At 40.0% G+C, this 19,795-nt stretch carries 20 protein-coding genes, 1 tRNA gene and 1 pseudogene; 11 read left to right on the forward strand and 11 right to left on the reverse strand.

The window, feature by feature from the left end:
• Positions 1-166 precede the first annotated feature (166 nt).
• The 3 genes and pseudogenes from ACKC4Y_RS07480 (at position 167) to ACKC4Y_RS07490 (ending at position 2,946) form a co-directional block, all read left to right on the forward strand.
• A complete protein-coding gene (locus tag ACKC4Y_RS07480) occupies positions 167-523 on the forward strand; it encodes an NADPH-dependent FMN reductase (RefSeq protein WP_409361118.1) in 357 nt (118 codons plus the stop codon).
• Between the two features lie 824 nt (positions 524-1,347).
• Positions 1,348-2,598, forward strand: coding sequence for an MFS transporter (locus ACKC4Y_RS07485; RefSeq protein WP_375635806.1), 1,251 nt, complete (start codon positions 1,348-1,350; stop codon positions 2,596-2,598).
• Positions 2,599-2,775: 177 nt separating this feature from the next.
• Positions 2,776-2,946 (forward strand): annotated as a pseudogene (locus ACKC4Y_RS07490) (glycoside hydrolase family protein).
• A gap of 148 nt (positions 2,947-3,094) precedes the next feature.
• On the opposite strand, the gene ACKC4Y_RS07495 reads toward ACKC4Y_RS07490, so the two are convergent.
• Positions 3,095-3,226, reverse strand: a complete 132-nt coding sequence (locus ACKC4Y_RS07495) for a hypothetical protein (RefSeq protein ID WP_409361119.1) — start codon at positions 3,224-3,226, stop codon at positions 3,095-3,097.
• A gap of 64 nt (positions 3,227-3,290) precedes the next feature.
• Between ACKC4Y_RS07495 and ACKC4Y_RS07500 the strand changes: the two genes are divergently transcribed.
• A complete protein-coding gene (locus tag ACKC4Y_RS07500; RefSeq protein WP_409361120.1) occupies positions 3,291-3,518 on the forward strand; it encodes a hypothetical protein in 228 nt (75 codons plus the stop codon).
• 1,315 nt (positions 3,519-4,833) lie between these two features.
• On the opposite strand, the gene ACKC4Y_RS07505 is transcribed toward ACKC4Y_RS07500, so the two are convergent.
• The 4 genes from ACKC4Y_RS07505 to ACKC4Y_RS07520 all read right to left on the reverse strand — a co-directional run bounded on the left by ACKC4Y_RS07505 (position 4,834) and on the right by ACKC4Y_RS07520 (position 6,719).
• Positions 4,834-5,034, reverse strand: coding sequence for a hypothetical protein (locus ACKC4Y_RS07505; protein WP_409361121.1), 201 nt, complete (start codon positions 5,032-5,034; stop codon positions 4,834-4,836).
• The gene (locus ACKC4Y_RS07510; protein ID WP_409361122.1) at positions 5,031-5,519 is read right to left on the reverse strand and encodes a hypothetical protein; all 489 of its coding nucleotides are present in this window, start codon (positions 5,517-5,519) and stop codon (positions 5,031-5,033) included. The genes ACKC4Y_RS07505 and ACKC4Y_RS07510 overlap by 4 nt, the downstream gene beginning before the upstream one ends.
• Positions 5,520-5,637: 118 nt before the next feature.
• Positions 5,638-6,165, reverse strand: a complete 528-nt coding sequence (locus ACKC4Y_RS07515) for a hypothetical protein (RefSeq protein WP_409361123.1) — start codon at positions 6,163-6,165, stop codon at positions 5,638-5,640.
• Positions 6,162-6,719 (reverse strand): hypothetical protein, encoded by a 558-nt coding sequence (locus ACKC4Y_RS07520; protein ID WP_409361124.1) that lies wholly within the window; start codon positions 6,717-6,719, stop codon positions 6,162-6,164. Before ACKC4Y_RS07520 ends, ACKC4Y_RS07515 begins: the two co-directional genes overlap by 4 nt.
• A 1,275-nt stretch (positions 6,720-7,994) precedes the next feature.
• On the opposite strand from ACKC4Y_RS07520, the gene ACKC4Y_RS07525 reads away from it, so the two are divergent.
• Entirely contained in the window at positions 7,995-8,486 is a 492-nt protein-coding gene (locus ACKC4Y_RS07525; RefSeq protein WP_409361125.1) for a hypothetical protein, read from the forward strand.
• A gap of 1,030 nt (positions 8,487-9,516) precedes the next feature.
• Here the strand turns inward: ACKC4Y_RS07525 and ACKC4Y_RS07530 are convergent.
• Positions 9,517-9,601: transfer RNA gene (locus tag ACKC4Y_RS07530), tRNA-Leu, on the reverse strand.
• 238 nt (positions 9,602-9,839) lie between these two features.
• Here ACKC4Y_RS07530 and ACKC4Y_RS07535 point away from each other — a divergent pair.
• The gene (locus ACKC4Y_RS07535; protein WP_409361126.1) at positions 9,840-10,448 is read left to right on the forward strand and encodes a YqaA family protein; all 609 of its coding nucleotides are present in this window, start codon (positions 9,840-9,842) and stop codon (positions 10,446-10,448) included.
• Between the two features lie 12 nt (positions 10,449-10,460).
• Positions 10,461-11,030, forward strand: coding sequence for a disulfide bond formation protein B (locus tag ACKC4Y_RS07540; RefSeq protein ID WP_409361127.1), 570 nt, complete (start codon positions 10,461-10,463; stop codon positions 11,028-11,030).
• 1,496 nt (positions 11,031-12,526) lie between these two features.
• Here the strand turns inward: ACKC4Y_RS07540 and ACKC4Y_RS07545 are convergent.
• The 3 genes from ACKC4Y_RS07545 to ACKC4Y_RS07555 form a co-directional block, all read right to left on the reverse strand.
• Positions 12,527-12,838 carry a hypothetical protein gene (locus tag ACKC4Y_RS07545; protein ID WP_409361128.1) on the reverse strand — a complete coding sequence of 104 codons (312 nt, stop codon included), beginning with the start codon at positions 12,836-12,838 and terminating at the stop codon, positions 12,527-12,529.
• A 268-nt stretch (positions 12,839-13,106) separates the two neighbouring features.
• Positions 13,107-13,805, reverse strand: coding sequence for a hypothetical protein (locus ACKC4Y_RS07550; RefSeq protein WP_409361129.1), 699 nt, complete (start codon positions 13,803-13,805; stop codon positions 13,107-13,109).
• A gap of 763 nt (positions 13,806-14,568) precedes the next feature.
• The gene (locus ACKC4Y_RS07555) at positions 14,569-14,694 is read right to left on the reverse strand and encodes a hypothetical protein (RefSeq protein ID WP_409361130.1); all 126 of its coding nucleotides are present in this window, start codon (positions 14,692-14,694) and stop codon (positions 14,569-14,571) included.
• 174 nt (positions 14,695-14,868) lie between these two features.
• Between ACKC4Y_RS07555 and ACKC4Y_RS07560 the strand changes: the two genes are divergently transcribed.
• The 4 genes from ACKC4Y_RS07560 (at position 14,869) to ACKC4Y_RS07575 (ending at position 17,905) form a co-directional block, all read left to right on the forward strand.
• Complete coding sequence (locus tag ACKC4Y_RS07560) at positions 14,869-15,399, forward strand: type II toxin-antitoxin system PemK/MazF family toxin (protein ID WP_409361131.1); 531 nt, start codon at positions 14,869-14,871, stop codon at positions 15,397-15,399.
• 582 nt (positions 15,400-15,981) lie between these two features.
• Positions 15,982-16,788 carry a VIT1/CCC1 transporter family protein gene (locus ACKC4Y_RS07565; protein WP_409361132.1) on the forward strand — a complete coding sequence of 269 codons (807 nt, stop codon included), beginning with the start codon at positions 15,982-15,984 and terminating at the stop codon, positions 16,786-16,788.
• A 145-nt stretch (positions 16,789-16,933) separates the two neighbouring features.
• Positions 16,934-17,512, forward strand: a complete 579-nt coding sequence (gene dut / locus ACKC4Y_RS07570) for a dUTP diphosphatase (protein ID WP_409361133.1) — start codon at positions 16,934-16,936, stop codon at positions 17,510-17,512.
• Positions 17,513-17,653: 141 nt separating this feature from the next.
• The gene (locus ACKC4Y_RS07575; RefSeq protein WP_409361134.1) at positions 17,654-17,905 is read left to right on the forward strand and encodes a hypothetical protein; all 252 of its coding nucleotides are present in this window, start codon (positions 17,654-17,656) and stop codon (positions 17,903-17,905) included.
• Positions 17,906-18,347: 442 nt separating this feature from the next.
• Here the strand turns inward: ACKC4Y_RS07575 and ACKC4Y_RS07580 are convergent, their stop codons facing one another.
• Positions 18,348-18,902, reverse strand: coding sequence for a biopolymer transporter ExbD (locus tag ACKC4Y_RS07580; RefSeq protein ID WP_409361135.1), 555 nt, complete (start codon positions 18,900-18,902; stop codon positions 18,348-18,350).
• Positions 18,899-19,738, reverse strand: coding sequence for a MotA/TolQ/ExbB proton channel family protein (locus ACKC4Y_RS07585; RefSeq protein WP_409361136.1), 840 nt, complete (start codon positions 19,736-19,738; stop codon positions 18,899-18,901). Before ACKC4Y_RS07585 ends, ACKC4Y_RS07580 begins: the two co-directional genes overlap by 4 nt.
• Positions 19,739-19,795 lie beyond the last annotated feature (57 nt).

The raw sequence follows: 19,795 nt of genomic DNA on the forward strand, positions 1-19,795 counted from the left end.
TTAAAATCATTCGGCTTCAATTTAAGAGTAAGTTCGGTAGATTAGAACAGTTTAATACCGTAAAAAAGGACTAGAAAAAGCATGCTTATATTTATACGCGGTTGAAGAGTCATTTAAAAAAGTTATTGTTTTTATAAGTCATTACATTATAATCAGCGGTGCTGAAGTGCATGCATTTGTTAAAACAATCGCAGCCGCTAACGGTGTTATTCTTGCAAATCCTGTTTATCACAGGTCTTATTCAGAGATTTTGAAGAATGCTTTTGATAATTTAAATTGTGATGCTTTTTTGGATAAAGCTGTTGGTCTTCTCTCTCATGGCAGTACAGCAAAAAATGCGCTACTGTCATGTGAATATTTGATACCAGTTGTGCATACGCTTTATGGACAAGCTCTGCGATATCAAGTTGCTTTGGCTAAAGGTAATTTTGCGTCTGAGAATGCAGGCCGTACATGGAGACTGAACAGCGAAGATGTACGGGCTCGCTGCGCACATCTTGTTGATGAAATGTATAAATTTTAAAATAATAAGGGTGGAGGATATGATCAAAAATGATAGGAAATACCGTTAGTTAGTCGTTGGTGGTACAGGAATATTGGCTCCCTTTTGCCGGTCATTAGGGCTGAACAATGTGATTATCGCAGCGTGTTTTCGTTCTCATCAATCCAAAATTGAGCTATTTCAGACAAGGGCTAAATGTGTATTTTGGGATTATTATTGTGATACGCTACAAGCACAATTTTTAAAAGGGGCACCCCTATGAACGGGCTTGAAATATTGCATATTATGGAGGGCATTCGCCTGCACATGTATTTTTGTGTAGATTGATTAAGCGGCTAGCCTTCTTATCGAAACCGCCGCGTGTTATTCATGTTTTTGGCTCTAATGCAGAGGGTAAAATAATTGCTGGATGTGCGCATCATAATAAGATTGCTTCTACATCTGTAAAATTATGTCGGAAAAAGCAAACAAATGGCTTGCGGTAGTCAACGAGAAAAGTGTTTATGATCATGTGATTTGTGAGAATCGTATTGAGAAAGAGTTTGTGCAAAATCTCGATAATGCCCCTGATGTAAGATTATTTTTTAATTGCCAAGGAGTTTTAAAATTGCAACGCTAATTGGCTCTTACACCAGATTGGGCGGTATTAGAGCATGAGAGCGAACAAAACGCATTTTGCGACGCTTGAAATGGGTTTTGAGTGTAGTGCACAGCCAGTGACAAAGGTGATGTTACTGTGCTAAAAGCCCGAGCAAGTGAGCAGAAAATGGCTGCTCGAAGCTCCCTTCTGAATTGAGGTTTTAGAATATATAAAGCTGCCAGCTTTATAGCCTTTGGATATATTAATGACGATAGATTATGAAGTTAAAAAGTTGCTCTATGGCTGTGCGGCAATGAGTGGGGTTCGGCTGATTACAGGTTCCTTCCATGCTTTTTTTTTCTTGTCTATGGGCGTTAGCATAACACAGTTAGCTTTATTGCAAATTGTGTTTAGCGTAGCTATTTGTATTTTTGAAGTGCCTTGTGGGATTTTAGGAGATAAAATCGGCGTTAAACAAAATGTTATCTTATCATGTTTCTTTTTTTCGCTCTTCTTCTTTTTATGTATCTACGCGCCTAATCTTTCTGTCTTAATTCCGGCAGAAATTATTTATGCTTTAGGCTTTGCTTTATGTTCTGGCGCTGATAGCACATGGATTAAAGGCTTAATCGACGGCGGTGGTTACAAGGATAGTTTGATCTACCACCAAGTAAACGCCTATAAGCGGGAACTAACGGCATTCATGAATACGGTTGCTGGTGCGCTAGGTGTTCTTATTGTTTTGTGTATGGATAATTATCAGTCGGCATATTATTTTTGTTCTTTCGGATTTCTCGTACTTGTATTCTTGTTTAGTCGGGTGACGGGGATAGGTATTGCATCCGTTTCGGATAGTCAGCCAATAGACTCAGGTTCTTTGTTGCATGCAACAGAAGCTTTTGCTTATTTAGTTACCTCAAAAATCGGGTTATATTATATATTGATATGTGGTTTTATTGTTGCCGCATTGCAGCCAATATTTCATTTTTGGCAACCTTTTATTTTGGGACAAACAGGAGTATTAGACAATGCAACAGGAAAGACTAAAATTCTTATTCTTGGCCTGTGCTTTGTGTCTTATACTCTCGTAAAATACTTATTTAATCGCTTTGTAATTAAATATCTTATGCAAAAATACGCTCCTATGGCGATAACTTTGTACTCACTAGTCCTGAGTGCTGTTGTTATGCTTGCTCTGCTTCTCGTTGCAAACAGTTGGGCCCCCATTATTTTATTCACCGTATTTCACAGTTTTTTTTCTGTCCCCGTAACGCAGTTTGAAGCAGAATTTTTTAAACATATTCAACAAAAGAATGCAAATACGGTTTTATCCATTGTTAGTTTTCTTGCACGTATTTTTGGTATTTTAGCGCTTGTGCTGATTGGTTGGTTGGCGAACAATGTTTGTATAGAAGCAGCTTTTTGTTTCACCTTGCTTTGTATATGTTTAATTATCCCGCTTAATTTGGCTTGGCTTTATACTGATAAAAAGTTAATAAAAGACGAGAAGGTTTGAAAGTGAAGATACTGTTAAATAGGGACTTGCCTATGACTTACATAATGTTTGCTTATGTGTGATTATTTGAATCGGAATTAGGTTCCATCCACTATGGTATTTTTCGCTGTTTTATAAAAGGAGAAGATTAGCTCCACTGTATTGCGTACAATTAGAAAACCTTCTGTTCACAAAAGCATGACAGTTACCGAAAAGCAAGCAGAAGAACTTCTTCGTCAAGATTTAAGACAATGTGAGAATGTTGTTGAACAAGCAATTCAAGTTTCTTTGAGCCCTTAGCAGTTCGCAACATTGCTGTCTTTCTGCTATAATGTAGGAAGAGAAGCTTTTTGCAACTCTACACTGTAAAAAAACTGAATAAAGGCGATTATAAAACAGCCCCTGCTGAATGACAAAAAGAGACCAAAGCAGGAAGCAAACATTTACAAAGTCTTGCAAGAGACAAGCGACAGAAGCGGGGCTATAGGCGAAAAGGGCTTATATTTCCTTCTCATTATCAAACAGTAGAAACCAAACAGCTAACAGAGGGTCTCAAAGCAGAAGCCCTTGCACCAATTACAGAATCCATTTCTGAACTTGGAAGCTTATTGGCAAACAATGGTCCACTCCAATGGGTACGAGCAGCCATTATGGTTCTCGCCGCATGTGCAGGAATTATCTTTATTACGAAATAAGTTTAGGGAGCAACCCTCATGATTTCATCTCTTAAAAAAAATCTAATGATGGTCGGTACAGCTTTGGCAGCTGTTTTTACGATCTTAGCAAGAGCTTTTATTCTTGGAAAAAAAGCCGAACGGCAAAAACAAACAGAAAAGACTTTAAAGTCAGCAACAACAAGGCTTGAGGTAGAAAATGAAATTAACAAAAAAAGTGATACTGATGTGCGTGCTGAGCTCTCTAAGTGGGTGTGTGACAAATGAGTATTCTTCTTGTGTTGGTTGGTTGCCCATTTATTTAAGCCGGCAAGATCTAAACACCATCAGTCCACACTTAGCAAGAGAGATCTTAAAACACAACAAGCAAGGCGAACGCCTCTGTCGGTGGAAACACGGCTCGTAAAAAACAAAAAAGCAGAGCTTAGAGAGGCAAAAAAGAAATTCTGCAAGAAATGCGCACTACCTCTCAAAGTATGAAAAGAATATCATGCTTTATGAAAGCAAAAACATTCTTCATCTTTTTTCCTATCCTTGATTTGCACATCTGACGGATGCAAAAGAGAATATCTTTGCACACTTGAAGCAATGGATTGCAAAAAAGTGCAGGATAAAAAAGGAAGAATGCAAAAAGGCGCCATTGATTTGTGTTGAGAGGAGGATTTGTGTTGAAAGAGAAAGCAAAAAAATCTTTTGAATAAGATCTACTCTAGCGCGCTTTTGCTTACCTCTCCTCACAGATCCATTGGCTGAGTTTCGTTGTTTCATCACTTTTTTCAATCGCCCATTCACCTTGCCAAACAAGCACGCGCGTTTGATAAACAAGCAAGCTTATTGACTTGCCTCCCACTCTTAAAAGAAGAAAGAATTCTTACCCATACCGATATCTTCGGTCTGTAAACAATCCGGCTTCTCGAGGCTAATTTCTCCTACTCAACCCCTCTCTTGTAGTTCACTTCATAAGCTCTACGCGCAAGCTCTACCTTGAAGACTTACCACACTCTTTAAAAACACTTAAATATGAAAAGTTTTTCATGCTCTCTATCACCGCCCTAAACAACAATATTTTACGGCAAATCATGATAAAAGAGTAAATGCAGTGCACAAACATGCAGAATAATGAAAACACCCAATATCGCCATCCAAACCAAAGAAAAAAAACCAGACAAAAGAAAACAATGAATGATACAAAATGACAAACCACATTTTCCCCCTATCGCGTTCTATAGTGGATGGCCTATATTGATCAATCTTGCCAGCCCACATTGATCATTTTATCTTATTACCAATGCATTGATTTATAAAAATAATTCATTGCCTACGCCACCCCCATATGAACAGCTGCAAGATGATCAGAAAAGCTGTTCTCCCCGCATTTGCCAGAAAGACTTAAAGAGAAGGAAAATGGGAGAAAACGCAATGAAAAGAGAAAAGAAGAATATTCTTTTATCCTTTTTAAGCTACCCTAAAAATCATGCTTCCAATGCACCAAGAGAAGAAGAAAAGCAGGAAGAAAACGGATAGGAAAGCAAATTCGTATTGCTATCCTTTACAAAGCGTTCAATTTTACTGCTTTCTCTTGCTATTTTTTCTCTAATGAGTGTTCAAGCACTGCATCACGCTCTTTCAACACCCTTTTCAATTCCCGTTTTGCTCTACAATACAAGCGCGCACGCTTGATAAAAAAGTAATAAAGCAGCAAAATGGGCGTAAGCATTAAAATGCCAAAAACCATCGAAGAGAAGGCCCGCAGGATACTTAATGCTATAAAACTACTGGTCATTGTTTCTCCCCTATGGTGTTTTGTACACTGACGACTTTGTCTCGTTGAGCAATTGCTTCTTCCAGTTTCTGAATGGTTTTTCTCAATTTACCGGTTATTATTATGAAAAGCCCCCAAACCAGTGGCGCAAGTACAATAGAACCCGAAAATATGCAACTCAACAGCAGCGTGATAAAGCTGGTCACATCACTCATCCATCCCAACTGGATTAGCACAGAGACGACAGCCAGAACAATCTCAACAATGACTGTGATATAAAATATTACCTTATATTCTTTAGGCCAAAGAATCATCGATTTTTTAAAAGAAAGGAGATGCCTTCTTGTCTCAAGTGCTGCATTGTACCCTTTTATCTCTCTCTCATCACGACTTAATTGCTGTGCCGCGCGCTCTTGCAATTCCTCCGCCACGCGGAAAGACAATCGCACACGCTTGATAAAAAAATAAGGAAGCCCGAAGACAACCATAACGGCTAAAATAGCCATTATGATGAATCCTAACAAATCTAAAAATCCTAAAGAGAGTATAAAAAATTTCACCTTTTTCCCCTATTGTCATGCTCAGATCAACAATTGTTTGTACTGATCGGTTTTTGATTGTTGCTTAGTTGCATTCCAGTTTCTGGATCATGTTTTTCAATCTATAATTGAGTAGAGTGTAGAATACCAAAACAAGAGGCAGAAAAAGAGCAATACATGCCCAGACCACAAACGGCAGTAAATAAAGAGAGAATAAAAGAAGATTATCCACCTCCGCATCACTGATCAACTTTGGAACCACATACATTCCAGAGATACTTCCAACAACACTTAAAACAAACAGGAAGAGAGAGATCCAGAATATTCTTTTATAATCTTTCTTTGAAAGAGGAAGAGATTGTTTAAACGACAAGGCGCTTATTCCTGTGTCAAGCATTAAACTCTGCCCCTTCATTTCCCTCTCTTGATGACCCAATTGCTGCTTGGCGATTTTTTTCAGCTTCCTACCCATGCAAAACAACAATGCCGCACGCTTTATAAAAGAGTAATAAATTACACCAACTGCCATAATGGCGCAAAAGCCAACCAAAGCAAAGGTGAGAACAATAATCACTATGCTCAACACTGCATTTAACACTGTCAAAAGGCTCATTTTTTCCCCCTTTTTGCGTTGTGTGGAGTGCTCGATTTATCGCGCTCTACGGGTAATTCTTCCAGCTGCTGAATCATTTCATTTAATTCACGATTTAGTATCCTGTGGAGAATAAAAACAAGTGGAAAGAGGGAAACAAAATATCCAATGATCGCATTCGGTAAGAGGAATAAAAAGGCCCAAACGCCATTCCACCCAGCGGCACGCCACAAGACTTCCATGTCCGTTGTTTGAACCTGAGCTTGTTGCAAAGACAGCGTTTTAAGAAATTCAAAGAATGATTCTTGAAGCTGTTTTTGAATCATTTCTTTCATCTGTTCGGAAGATATTACATGAAACCAGTTCACAGGATCCATGTAATACAAAGCAGCAGAGATCGCCAACACGAAGAGAGAAATGCAGAATATTTTTATATAATCTCTCAGCGAAAGATTCATTGCTTTTTTGAATGAAAGAATTTGAGATCCTGTATCAAATGCTACTTGTGATACACAAACCGCACCCTGTTGCGCTAGATCAGATCCGCGCTGTGGTTGTAATTTGCCTGTTGTCATGCGGACATTTCCCCGTTTCTTCAATATTTTAGAGCTCTACCCAGTCTTACAACACTGCCCATCAGTAAAGCACCAGCGTCAAAGCGCGCTCAGTAATTTTCCCCTCCTGTATCGACACAGACAAGAAAAAGCGGACACACTCACATAAACCTGTCGATACCGTGTAAAACCAAACAACAGGGAGAAAACAATACACCTGCTTTCCGCACCTTTGATGAACCATCACGACACACATGCAAGAACATCTGAAAGCTTTACGCATAAAAAGACCTCTCTAACAGCCTTAATAAAAGTTTTCAATCCCTATTTTTAAAAAAGCTTTAAGGATTTACAGCATAAGTCAAAATAACATTCCTTTTGCTCGCCGTGAATTTACAGATCACCCAACAGTTTTTTTGGAGAGTCTTTATGGCCGTAGAGCATTACGATAACATGTAAATAAAAAAGAGGATACAGAAATAAAATCTATTCTAGTAAGAAGAAAGGATTATTAAACAAGAGAATTGAGGACAGAAGACAACAAAATCAGAAGATAGCAGCACTTTTAAACAGAAAGGTCTCTGCTTATCAAGAGAATTTACAATCAAGCCTTTTGCTCTGTTGAGCGTTGAATTTGTTAGCATATTTACAAAAACTTTACAATATTTTTTCCAACAGAACCTAAATTTTGTGCACCTCACGCTCTCCGTGACAGGAGCATTAAAGCCAAGATCTGCAATTCCCAAAAGGAGAGGTTTTTTACTCCAAGTGCCAGAAAATACACTTGAAGTAATTGGTTTTATTAAAAAGAACCTTGAATAAGATAGCGCTTTTTGAAAAGATACTCTTCGTTGTTCCGCGGCGTTTTCTCTTTAGAGCAAGAGAAAATAGAACAATGATAGAATTTTGCTCCCTCACTTCTCCTCCCTCATGCATCTAAAGCCTCATTTATCAAAATACCTTTTTGTCTTTTCATCCCTCTAAACAAGCTAAAGGACTTAAATCATATTACTCCAGTTCTCCACAAATGAGAAGAAAACCTAAAGATCAGCCCCAAAGCATCCATCTACCTTCTGATACCACTCCCCTCTCTCACACCACGCCCTTCTCACACCATTGAGTCCATTTATCGACACATCGCCTCTTGCCACAGACACCGCAACGCAGAGAGAACACGCCCCTCCTTACAGCATAACGCTTCGTGGCAACTCTTCGCAGTAAATTCTACTTGCGCATTTAACCAACGCTTCCCTCTCATACCACCCCTATCGATAGCCTACAGCACACTCTATAAACTTGGCAAAGGGATGCCCCCAAACAAAGGGAATAGCGCTCCTCATAACCTTCCCTTTCATCATCCTTATCCTTAACAAACGTTCTCACCCTCAAGGACAACTCCTTCTCACACCCGCTTCCTTCCTTCATACCACCATTGCATTTATCGACACACCACCTCTTACAATAGACACAGGAACGGAGGAACAGAGGAACAGAGGAACAGAGGAACAGAGGAACAGAGGAACAGAGGAACAGAGGAACAGAGGAACAGAGGAACAGAGGAACAGAGGAACAGAGGAACAGAGGAACAGAGGAACAGAGGAACAGAGGAACAGAGGAACAGAGGAACAGAGGAACAGAGGAACAGAGGAACAGAGGAACAGAGGAACAGAGGAACAGAGGAACAGAGGAACAGAGGAACAGAGGAACAGAGGAACAGAGGAACAGAGGAACAGAGGAACAGAGGAACAGAGGAACAGAGGAACAGAGGAACAGAGGAACAGAGGATGATACGTGGCTTGTTCTTAAGGTCAAGGGAAAACTTTCACCATAGAGTTTTCGCATTTAAAATAAAATGAACATCTCCAATAAAACAACAGGGAGGATTTTCAGTTTTCTCATCCCTCCCAATCTTATCTTCATTGGCTTGCCTCCCCACTCTTCAAAGGGCGAAGATTCTTAACCACTTACCGATCTATAAACAATCCAGCTTCTCGAGACTAGTTCCTCCTGTTTACCCCCCATGCGGTTCACTTCATAGGTACTACAGGCAAGCCCTGCCCTGAATGAACCCTTACCACACTCTCTAAAAACACTTAATATGGAAAGTTTCCCATACCCTCTATCACCGCCCTAAACAACAATGTCTTACGGCAAATCGTGATAAACCATGCATTCTTCATCAAATCCCTGCTTCTTATTGATGGAAGATAATGCCTTGGAAACATTTCTGTTCTTGAAAAATGGGAAGTAACAACCACGCAATCTTTTCTTTTAAACCTTAACTAAAGTGTAAACCTTAACTAAAGTGCACAAAACGGAGAGCTTTGCATATCATTTTTCACAACAGGATTTAGCAAAACGTAAAGAATGAGAGAAAAGGCAGAGAGAAGCGGCTAAAAGAGACTTTGATGAAGAAATCTTGATTATTAATTGCGCAACATAGCAACATGTTGATTTATAATGATAATTAATCATTTTATATGTTTAATAAGCGCCCCAGAGTACCATAAGATTCTCTCATTTCAAATCTGTTTACGGTGAATCAATAAAAACCACTCGCTTGCACGTCACAAGCGGGGAGCATATGGATAAAAACACTGAAAAGTAAGAAGGAAAAACGCCTCTTATAAACGCTCTCAAATGCAAGGACTTGAATCGTCTCAATGCAAGGGCTGTCGCATCATCACGGGCTTGACCTAATACCATACCTCCACAGCATGACAACTTGGACGACTCTCTCATATCCTTCCAAAAAAGATGTTAGGCGGTCTTATGCTTTTTAACACCTACTAAAAATGAATGGAAAGCCTATATAAAGTGGTGCGGGTGGTCGGACTCGAACCGACACTCCTCTCGGAACCAGATTTTGAGTCTGGCGCGTCTACCAGTTCCACCACACCCGCACACGACCATAAAGGACAAAGCCATAGAAGGACAAAGTCACCTCTTATCTCTCTGCACTATAGGAAGAAGAACAGATTCGTCAACACCAGACTTCTCGTTTTTTAAGAATTCTTAATGTTTTTTGCCCCATCTGGTTTAGAAGGTGTTGTGCCCCATGGGGGTTATGGGAGACAAACTTACAGGGGTTATAGGCTATAATTTGCAAAGTCTTTACTTCTTAAAGTTATGAAAGATCTCATGAACTTGAACACATTAAAGCTTTGGACGATTTCTTTAGCGAATCGACGCACCGCCCCACACTGGTTGGGGTTCATTGCTTTTATTGAAAGCTCTGTTTTTCCAATTCCGGCAGATGTTTTGTATATTCCGATGACCCTTGTTCACCCCAAGCGGGCTTATCGCTATGCTTTTATTGCAACGATATGTTCTGTTTTAGGCGGTATTTTTGGTTGGTTTATTGGACATTTTGCCTATGACGGTATTGCCAAACCGATTTTAGAGTTTTACGGCAAAGTTGAAAGTTTTCAAACACTACAAAACGGTGCTACATTACAATTTTTGGTGATTTTACTGATTACCTCAGGATTTTTTCATCTTCCCCCGATGAAGATTGTAACGATTTTGGCAGGTGTCATGGGTATACATCTTGGACTTTTTATTCTAACCTGCATTTTTGCACGAGGAGCACGTTTCTACCTTCTTGCATGGCTCATTCAACGTTTTGGGCATAAAGCCATGAATTTTCTTGCCCGCCATTTGAAATGGATTGTCCTGATTGGCTGTGTTAGTCTCTTACTACTCTATGGCGTTTTCGTAGTTTTGGTGAAAAAGCACCTTTTATTTTAAGGAACATGCACAATGACAGGCGTTTTGTCTTCCCAGTCTCTTTTGAAAAAGCATCTTTATCTTGCACCAAGTAGAAAAGAGCAAGGATTATGGGCTTTTTTTCTCGCTTTTTGCCTCACCGCCACGATAGGTCTCGCCCTTGGTTTTGAATATATTGGAGGATACCTTCCTTGCGATTTATGTCTCATTGAGCGTTTTCCGTATTATGGTGCTTTACCATTTTTAATTTTAGCGGGTTTAGGGGCGTGGTTTTCCCGCATATCTTTTTGGGTACAGTTTTTATTTTTGTGTGTTTCTATCTTAATGGCCATCAGCCTTGTCTTAGCACTCTATCATACCGGTATCGAATACGGCTTTTGGCCTGCCCCTGCCAGTTGTGGTACAAATGCAGCAAGAATGGTAACAGACGTCGATCAGCTGTTTAACCGATTAAACAACATCCATCCTCCTTCTTGTTCTGAAGCTTCCATGCGCTTTCTTTTTCTCTCATTTGCCGGTTGGAACGCCGTTGCCAGTCTCTTTTATCTGCTTGCCAGCTTTTATATTGCTTCAAAAGGGCTCCTTTCAGGGCACCCAAAATGATAACCGCAAAACAAAAAGAAAAAGAAAACCACGTGCCTACATTCTCCAAGTGCACATGCTCCCTTCTCATTCCAACATCAATCCAAACCTCTCACTGCGCTCTTCACCCCAAGAGAGCATAAATCTTTTGCTCTCTTTTTTCACCTTGCTTTTCTCTTTATTTATCTCTTTTTCACCAGCATTTCTAAGTCTCTCCCATTGACCATTCCCCTCCTTTACCAACGCTTATATGATCCCTTTTCCCCAAACTCACATCACAATTTCTTTGTGGTATTCCTCTCCTCCTTTTGTAAAGCCGTAAAAAAAGATGCATCCCTTTTATTATTTCACTCCTTTGCCTTTACTTGGCACTTTTTGTGAGAGAAACCCTCATAGAGATAAGACAAATGAAGAGACCTGATCCACACAAATGTGTCCACCATGTCCTAAGGATAAGAACACAATGCCTTCTTTTCATCTCCAATCTCTCTCCTCTCAGAGAGAAACCAACGTGCAGCAGCAGATGAGATGATGCAACATCATCACGATACGCAGCAGAAACATCATACAAAAATGGAGGCTCTCAATACTCCTTCGTAACAAACACTCCAGATAAAACCATCCAATCAAATTTTCATCACGCATAAAAAATGGAGAATGTCGTGAGAAATTATCATTTTCCCCCCATAATTTATTTGGAGAGCTATTTCATAAAGAACAGTCTTTGCATACGTGCGATCCTCGTACCCTCGTCCCAAGTTCACAACTTTCCTCCTTCAAGAAAACACCACATCATGAAAATCCGATCCTTGTAGTGCTTTCAAAAAGAGCCCCACTGATGCGCTCAGAGCACAAGAAAAAAGTTATACCCTATGTAGTCCTGCTTCATCACCCTCCATCGCTACGGTAAAGCGTGTTTGCCGGTCTGCAAGCTTCAATCATCTCATTCCACTGATAAAAAGAACTGTCAGAGATTAACCTTTTCCTGTAACAGACCAGCCAATCAACGCAAAACCGTTCTCTCTCCCTTCAAAAAGAACATCATGTTGTCTACTGTTTTATTAAATGCACGGCCCCACCTGTCATAGATCCCAACAAAGCTTTTACAGGGGAGGCTTTCAGCTCTCAAACCCTCTCTTCGCAAAGAGCTCTATGCTAAAGTATTTTTGGATTTGTTGAATTTACTTGCAAATTTCTTGCGCTTTGAATGCCTTTTCTTTCTTAACATATAAAAGAAGGATGAAATTTTTCTCTGAAAAAAAGTAATTTTGATTGTCATCTTTATTTCTAAGAAACGCATATTTTCAGCAGGATGCATTCTACTCTCTATCAGCCCGAGCACTTTCAGTATACTGATAATTCCTAAAAATGAAAAACCAACATCACAATGTAGCAAGAAGCACCTCTCCCTTCCCTTAGCAAGAGATAAACGAGGATGTTGATCATCATGCGCGGGGCAGCATGTCAGTCCATGGCGATCACACCCTTCACATGTTATTCTTTGAGTATCCTTATAATTATAAACCATTGATAATATCCTTTAAAGAGTATGCCACAGAACACATTTTGCTGTTGTGCAAATTGCCTCTAAAAAGAAATCCTTGCCCGTCCAAAAAGAGCCAGTTTTCTTTACACAGCAAACGTATTACACTCTGCTTTGCTTGTTTGAAGAACAGTGCTATTTCGGATTTCGGCCAGCGCGATAATACACCTCTTTTAAATGCTTTGCGCACCATCTGCGCAGCAATACGCTGCCAAAATATCGCTACACTTCCTCGAAAATTTTTTGCGCTTTTACGCACAGGGAAAAAAGGGGATATTTGGGTCATCTTAAACTCCGTTTCGATTGCAATGGATTGAAAGATGCCTAAAAAAATCAAATAAAAATAGAGGGTTAAGTTACGAAAACTATGGGGGGGATTTTAGTCTTATTTTGGTCTTTTTCACCCTAGAAGATAATGATAAAAAGCATTTTGAAAAAGAGAAAGAAAATTTTCTTATTTAAAAACAATAGACTAAAACATAGGGGAGGATATCTTAAACCTCCCCCTAGAAAGGCTTTTTTGAATCAACAAAAGGAGAAAATAAACAGAATTTTCACTCTTTTTTAGCGTCTTTTTTTTGTTCTAAAGGAACCTTGGCTATTGTTTTTGGAGCACCTCCGGTAGGTTTCCAATTCGCAACACTTGCGAGCTGCTCAATAACATCATCGCTGCGCTTACCAGTTTTCTTATTGAAGAGATTATATTGAGAAGCATTGTCTTGCAGCCATTTTTTAAGCGTCTGTTTAACAATTTCACCTGGTGCAACCTCAGTCACCGCTTCCCATGCCGCAACAACTGCAGCAAGCTTTGGAGCATAGCGCGGATGCGTTGGATCTTGAAACGTATATTTTTGATCCTTCATTTCATGGCAATCATCTTCAAAGAACAACAATTTTGGTCGCATACCCTGTGATAAAAGCCACTCTTTCAAATTAGCCACGGAAACAGAGGAATCCTCAACTATAAGAACTTTCCTCAAACGATCATGAACCATAGGATATGTGTAGAACCATTCTATCGTTAATTTTCCCTCTTTTCCTGCTCTTATTATTTCTTTATAAACAGCTCGAAACAAAGCAACTTTAGGTAATTGTGCGAGAGACCTTCCTACGTAAATATCACTCTCTTCAAGTTCTGTTTTTTTGTTAAATATACAGATGTTTGGATTTAATCCTGCTATCAATAACGCTGCCTGCGGTAATTTTAGTTTTTCACAACGTAGAAGCCATTTTAAACTTTCATCAATTCTCATATATATATATTCCCTACTCCTTTTTATCCGCAAAAATTAACTATTAAAAAAACACCAAGAGCATTCTCTTTTAACGCAGTGAGATTATGCGCCCTTTCCCGCTGCAATGCATCACAATCTAATTAAGAGAATCACAGCAATCATTCCACTTATGACATACAAACAAATGATTTTGATTGATTCAATATAAGAGACTTTTGAGATCAAAGAATCCTATTATATTCGGGGCTTTCATTCAAGTTGTGAAGCTATAAATTATCATTGCGTGAATCATAAGTTTTCATGCTCAATCAAACAATCTGATACTATCTTTCCTGTTTTATGCACTCTCACCCTGTAATCAGCAAAATCCATGCAATCACAGCCCGAAAGGTGGATTGGTTGCGTGCAAACGAGCCGCTTGTATGCAAAAGCAACAACAACGTTCAGTGTAGTGAAGAGAATAGCATGATGGCAGCGGCTTGCACCTTCATAAGTATAAAGATGGTGGTGCCTCATTAACCAGTGCGCAAGATCCTCTACTCTTGCACACAAGCAATTTGTTGCACCCATGTTGTTTCATCTTCAATCTACTGTTTTTCAATCCCGCCCTTTAATTCACCTGCTGTAATACACCTGCCGTAACACAATTGAACACCATTCATTACTCTTCTTATTCTGAAGAATTCATCCACTTTCTTTTTTTCTCATTTGCCGTTTGGAATGGCGTTGCCAGCCTCTTTTATATGCTTGCCAGCTTTTATATTGCTTCAAAAGGGCTCCTTCAGATCACCAAAAATGACAACAGCAAAAGAGAAACAAACCCGCCTCTCTCTTCCTCCATATTTTCTAGCCAAGCACAAACATCAGCGCTCTCAAAAGCCGCCATCACTACTTTTTCACCAAACATAGCCTTCCCGCGAACACTCTCTTGGCAGCATCGGAATGAAACAACAAAAGACAGACATCATGCATTTTATTATTTCATCTCTCTATACTTTTTGGCAATATTTTGATAAAAAGCAAAGCTGGAGAAGCTATAAGACAAATAAGTGAGGGGCCCAACAAACACAAATGGTCTACCATGCCTCAGGATAAAAATATAACCCCTCCTGTTACAACCTCATTACCCTCCTCTTTAGATATAAGCAAACTTGAAGAACCGCATATCATGATGGAACATGATCATGATGCGTGGTGGGAACACAGGTACGAAGGGGATCTAAACGCTCCTTATAAAAAACCACCCCATATAAAACCGCGCCTCAAATCAGCACCACGCATTAGACAGGTCTTTTGGTGTGACTTTCCTCATGATGCAATATTGCCTGAATTTTGGAAAAAGCGCCCTGTTTTAGTGCTCTCTAAATGTGCAAGGCTCTATGGAAATGTTACTGTTTTGCCTTTTTCAACGAAATCGCAACCAAATAATCCAGCTGCTTATTCTCTGCAATCTCCGATAGCATATAAAAAAGCGTGGATTATTTGCAATTATGTCACGACGGTTTCCGTAAGCCGTTTAAGTGGCTCGCAAAATACTCCAAGATTATCAAAAGGCGAATTTGATAAAATTGTAGCTTTGATGTTGAAGCATTTACCGCGTTTGCACTATTGACTTTTTAAAAAAATAAACGTATATATATCACCATATACGGCATCAGTAATGGTGGCCGCTTCCCCACTAGGGGAGACAGGAACGAAGGAGTAGGAAACTACTCCTTTCGTCATTTAAGGTGTTCTTTTCAGTCTTCTTTAAGGAGTCTTTTGGGATATCTGAGAGGGCTTTTTACTGAACATTTTTAACACACGTACTTAACTATTCCTCACGTTTTATTTCGTCACATTTTATTGTGATTATTTAAACATATCTCTGAATTGAGACCGTAAAATTGTGTCTTTTCTCTTAAGCCGATAATTTTCTAGCCGCTTCTTATTAAACTCAACAAAAGCATTCTTTTAAGCATTTGTAAAAAGCGATTCCTCAACACAATCCCCCACATTTTGCCTCATTTTTTTCACACACGGTTTTTTTGCTCACTTCTTTTATTCTCTTTTTTTGCTGTTTTGTTCACTTTCTTCATGCACCAATCGCCCTTCTTTTTCACCAGCAGCTTTTTTGAACTTTTAAATTTTGCATTGACTTTCGTTATTTTCTTCTTATATCTTAGAATTATTCTAAAGAGCAAAGGAACAGAAAATGTTCAAATCCCTTTTTTCACTTGTACAACGCAAAGCTCTGTCCTTTCGTTCAATACAAAAGATGATAGTTCGGATGCTCAAGGTAAAAGAGCGGCATGCAGCGCTCTATTTAAAATACGCAAAAGCTTTAGAGCCTTATTCCTCCAAGCAAGCAGCAATTTTTACAGCAATGGGCATAAAAGAGCTTGAAAATTATAAACAGCTCCTGTGTCTTTCTTGTCAAAATCAAAGAACTGTAGGCGCATTGTGTCATCAGCCTTCTCTTGTCACAAGCAAGCGCCAGCGTACGCCCTCTCGCACCACAACGGCAAGTCAAACCACAAAAAAGCCCTCGAAAACCCAAAGACAAACGCTTTTAACGTGGATTCAGCCTGGTCTTGCAGGCTTAATGGATGGTTCTGTTTCCACCCTTGCACCAATTTTCGCAGCAGCTTTTGCAACGGGTGATACGCATCAAACCTTTTTAATCGGGCTTTCCGCTTCGATTGGTGCGGGTCTTTCAATGGGATTTACAGAGGCAGCCCATGACGACGGTAAATTATCAGGCCGTGGTTCTCCATTAAAAAGAGGTCTTGCCAGTGGTGTTATGACAACGCTAGGAGGTTTAGGGCACACGCTTCCTTACTTGATCAACTCCTTTTACGTCGCAACAATTATTGCATTTATTATCGTCTTTTTCGAACTCGGAGCCATCGTCTGGATTCAAAATAAATACATGTCGACGCCCTTTTGGCGAGCATCATTACAGGTTATCATTGGAGGAACCTTAGTTTTTGCCACGGGTATTTTAATCGGCAGTATATAAAAGGATCTAAAAAATATGAAGCAAACACTTTCTAAAACAAGCAGAGAAAATAATCTCTCTATCCAGAAACTTTTCCCTGCTTGTTTTGGAAAAAATCTTTTGTTAAAGTTGTGTTTGCTTTTTATATTTTGGAGATGCTTTGACCATGCCCTATACGCACCTGAACAGCCAAAAGACCCCTCTTCAACCGGATGCATCTCCTCAGCTTTCCCAAAAAGCGACCTTATCGGTCCAACGCCTTGAGCATGGGCAAGGTTTAGAACTTCCGCACTACGCCACCGCCGGCTCCGCTGGTCTTGATTTACGAGCAGCCCTTGGTGAAGAAGAGACTGTTGTACTTGCACCAGGGCAGCGCGCCCTTATTCCAACAGGTCTGGTCTTTCACCTTTTGCCGGGGTTTGAAGCACAAATACGTCCACGCTCTGGTTTAGCCTTAAAGCATGGCATTACATGCCTCAATACACCTGGAACCATTGACAGCGATTACCGTGGTGAAGTGAAAGTTCTTCTCATCAACTTAGGACAAGAAGACTTTTCCATTACACGGGGAATGCGCATTGCACAAACGGTCATCGCACCGGTTGTTCAGGTCAATGTTTGCGAAATTGAAGCTGTTGAGGTAGAGATTTGTGCACTTGAACCAGATCAAAAAGATAGCAGCCAAACACAAAACGGAGTAGAACATCGCGGCGTGAGAGGCTTTGGTTCAACAGGACATGATTAAACGGAAATAAACAGCAAGTTTCTGTCTCTTCATTGACTTTTTGCCTCTTAATTTACAGGCGGAATTCCTTACGCCCAACCTTTAAACTACGCCATTACATGCCTCAGCACGCTTAGCACAATTACATGTGATGAGCCGGTAGTGAAAGTTAAAGGTCTTCTCATCAATTTGGAGCAAGAAAAATTTTCCATTACACGGGGAATGCGCATTGCACAAACGGTCATCACACCGGTTGTTCAGGTCAATATTTGCGAAATTGATGCTGTTGAGGTAGAGATTTGTGCACTTGAACAAAATCAACAAGACAGCAGCCAAACACCAGACAAAGCAAAAACCCGTGGCGTAAGAGACTTTGATTCAACAGAACATGATTTAAGCAGAAATGACGGGTAAATCCCTCTTTATTACTGGAAAATGAATACAGGATATTGATTTATAATCATAATTTATCATTTTGCAACTTGAATGAGCCACCCAGAATATCGTAAGATTCTCTCATTTTAAATCTGTTTATATTGAATCAATCACAACCATTCCCTTGCACATCACAAAGAGGATTGGCGTATGAATAAAAAACCGTTTAAGAAAGGCGTAAAGATGCTTTTTATGGACCGTTTCAATCAAAGGCTTTAGGCACAAAACATTGGGAGCTCGTAAAGAGTATGATGGCACCCACCTTGCACCTTCATAAGCGTAAAGAGAGTAGTGCACAATGGCAACAGCCTCTCTTGGCAACACTAAAGCTTCCCCTGAAGAGCTCTTAAAGTCACACTGTTTTCCTAAGAGAACTTGTGCTTTTGCTGTCACCCGTCAATCAATATCCAAACCCAGAGGACTACTGTATAGGGGAGAGGTCATCCACTACAGAGCTTTCAGTGCCACCGTTTACCGCCTGTTCTGGTGCTACCGCATCAGGTGTCGTACCTGCAACGGCATCAGATGCCACACCACTTGTAACAACATTGGAAGGTTTTTGCATTCCCACAAGACCAATTTTTTTATATCCAGCAGTGCGGACTTGATTGAGCAAATCCACGACAGCACCATAGTCAATTTCGCTATCGGCTTTGATCAAAATCTTTGTTTCTAGATTTTGCTTTGTTTTTTTAAACAACGCTTCAACAAACTCTGTTTTGTTGACAAGATTATCGCCAACATAAAGAGAACTATCTTTTTGCAGAGTCACATAAAGCGGTTCATCAGGCTGCTCAGCAGAAGAAGTTTGCGTTATGGAAGGCAGTTGAACAGGAATAGTAGAAGTTGCTAAAGGCGCAGCCACCATAAAAACAATGAGCAACACGAGAACAACGTCAATGAAAGGTGTTACATTGATCTCATTGTGCAACCCACCCGCATCTGACTCCCAATCATCATTAAAGTTTGCGTTCATTGTTTATGACTTTTCTTCTGTCTGTGTCTATCGAGTTCACGGCTCAAAAGCCTCTCAATTGCAGCGACGATATCGCCTAAATCATTGCGATAACTACTCAAAGCACGCATAAGGCTATTATACATAACAACAGCAGGAATAGCGACAAAAAGCCCAATAGCTGTTGCCAGCAAAGCTTCAGCAATTCCAGGAGCAACCACATCAAGCCGCGTTGTTTGAGATTCGGCAATTCCGATAAAAGAATTCATGATCCCCCATACAGTTGCAAAAAGACCAACAAAGGGAGCAATAGCGCCAATTGTTGCAAGAACAGCGCTCCCGCATGCAACACGGCGCGCGGCAGCAAGCAAGCAACGCGATAAAAGCGAATGAACCCGCTTTTTTACGCCCTCATTAACATCACGAGCAATCTCTCCATATCGCGTAATCTCCTCATAAAAGGGAACATCTTCAGAAAAAGCGGCTTGACTTTGTCTTTCTCTAGGATCTTCTGTTGCAATAAAATTGACCTGCTGTGTAGAAAGATAAACCTCTTTAAGCGTTTCTTTTAAAAAGACCACACTGGGTCCTTTGCTGTCTTTCAAGCTAGCCGCCAAACGGGTAAGAGTCTGAGCACTAAGCACCAATTGCAATTCATGACGCGCTCTTCGTTTTGCCAAAGTAATTTCAACGATTTTTACAAAAGCAATTGTCCAAGATGCAAGAGAAGCAAGCAATAAAAGAACAATAACGGCTTTCACAACAAAATCAGCCGCCATAAACATTGAAAAAGGGGAAAGATCATGCACAGCCAATACAGCAGACACATTGTCTAAGGGTATTGTCTCAGATTCCATTTTTGTCTCACATTATCGTGGTTTTCTATTTTTATTTTTTGATCTTACAGCTTATGT

Origin of the sequence: Bartonella heixiaziensis, assembly GCF_046245125.2 — a bacterium.
In the GTDB taxonomy this organism is placed as follows: Bacteria; Pseudomonadota; Alphaproteobacteria; order Rhizobiales; family Rhizobiaceae; genus Bartonella; species Bartonella heixiaziensis.

Bases quoted from the DNA above. Each gene is read 5' to 3' on its own strand.
- ACKC4Y_RS07515 (WP_409361123.1), bottom strand. From the start codon at position 6,165: ATGAGCCTTTTGACAGTGTTAAATGCAGTGTTGAGCATAGTGATTATT.
- ACKC4Y_RS07540 (WP_409361127.1), top strand. From the start codon at position 10,461: ATGACAGGCGTTTTGTCTTCCCAGTCTCTTTTGAAAAAGCATCTTTAT.
- ACKC4Y_RS07485 (WP_375635806.1), top strand. From the start codon at position 1,348: ATGACGATAGATTATGAAGTTAAAAAGTTGCTCTATGGCTGTGCGGCA.
- ACKC4Y_RS07585 (WP_409361136.1), bottom strand. From the start codon at position 19,738: ATGGAATCTGAGACAATACCCTTAGACAATGTGTCTGCTGTATTGGCT.
- dut (WP_409361133.1), top strand. From the start codon at position 16,934: ATGCCCTATACGCACCTGAACAGCCAAAAGACCCCTCTTCAACCGGAT.
- ACKC4Y_RS07560 (WP_409361131.1), top strand. From the start codon at position 14,869: ATGCCTCAGGATAAAAATATAACCCCTCCTGTTACAACCTCATTACCC.
- ACKC4Y_RS07580 (WP_409361135.1), bottom strand. From the start codon at position 18,902: ATGAACGCAAACTTTAATGATGATTGGGAGTCAGATGCGGGTGGGTTG.
- ACKC4Y_RS07555 (WP_409361130.1), bottom strand. From the start codon at position 14,694: ATGTTTGGTGAAAAAGTAGTGATGGCGGCTTTTGAGAGCGCTGATGTT.
- ACKC4Y_RS07545 (WP_409361128.1), bottom strand. From the start codon at position 12,838: ATGACCCAAATATCCCCTTTTTTCCCTGTGCGTAAAAGCGCAAAAAAT.
- ACKC4Y_RS07500 (WP_409361120.1), top strand. From the start codon at position 3,291: ATGATTTCATCTCTTAAAAAAAATCTAATGATGGTCGGTACAGCTTTG.
- ACKC4Y_RS07510 (WP_409361122.1), bottom strand. From the start codon at position 5,519: ATGGCTATTTTAGCCGTTATGGTTGTCTTCGGGCTTCCTTATTTTTTT.
- ACKC4Y_RS07520 (WP_409361124.1), bottom strand. From the start codon at position 6,719: ATGACAACAGGCAAATTACAACCACAGCGCGGATCTGATCTAGCGCAA.
- ACKC4Y_RS07535 (WP_409361126.1), top strand. From the start codon at position 9,840: ATGAACTTGAACACATTAAAGCTTTGGACGATTTCTTTAGCGAATCGA.
- ACKC4Y_RS07550 (WP_409361129.1), bottom strand. From the start codon at position 13,805: ATGAGAATTGATGAAAGTTTAAAATGGCTTCTACGTTGTGAAAAACTA.
- ACKC4Y_RS07495 (WP_409361119.1), bottom strand. From the start codon at position 3,226: ATGGCTGCTCGTACCCATTGGAGTGGACCATTGTTTGCCAATAAGCTT.
- ACKC4Y_RS07505 (WP_409361121.1), bottom strand. From the start codon at position 5,034: ATGACCAGTAGTTTTATAGCATTAAGTATCCTGCGGGCCTTCTCTTCG.
- ACKC4Y_RS07565 (WP_409361132.1), top strand. From the start codon at position 15,982: ATGTTCAAATCCCTTTTTTCACTTGTACAACGCAAAGCTCTGTCCTTT.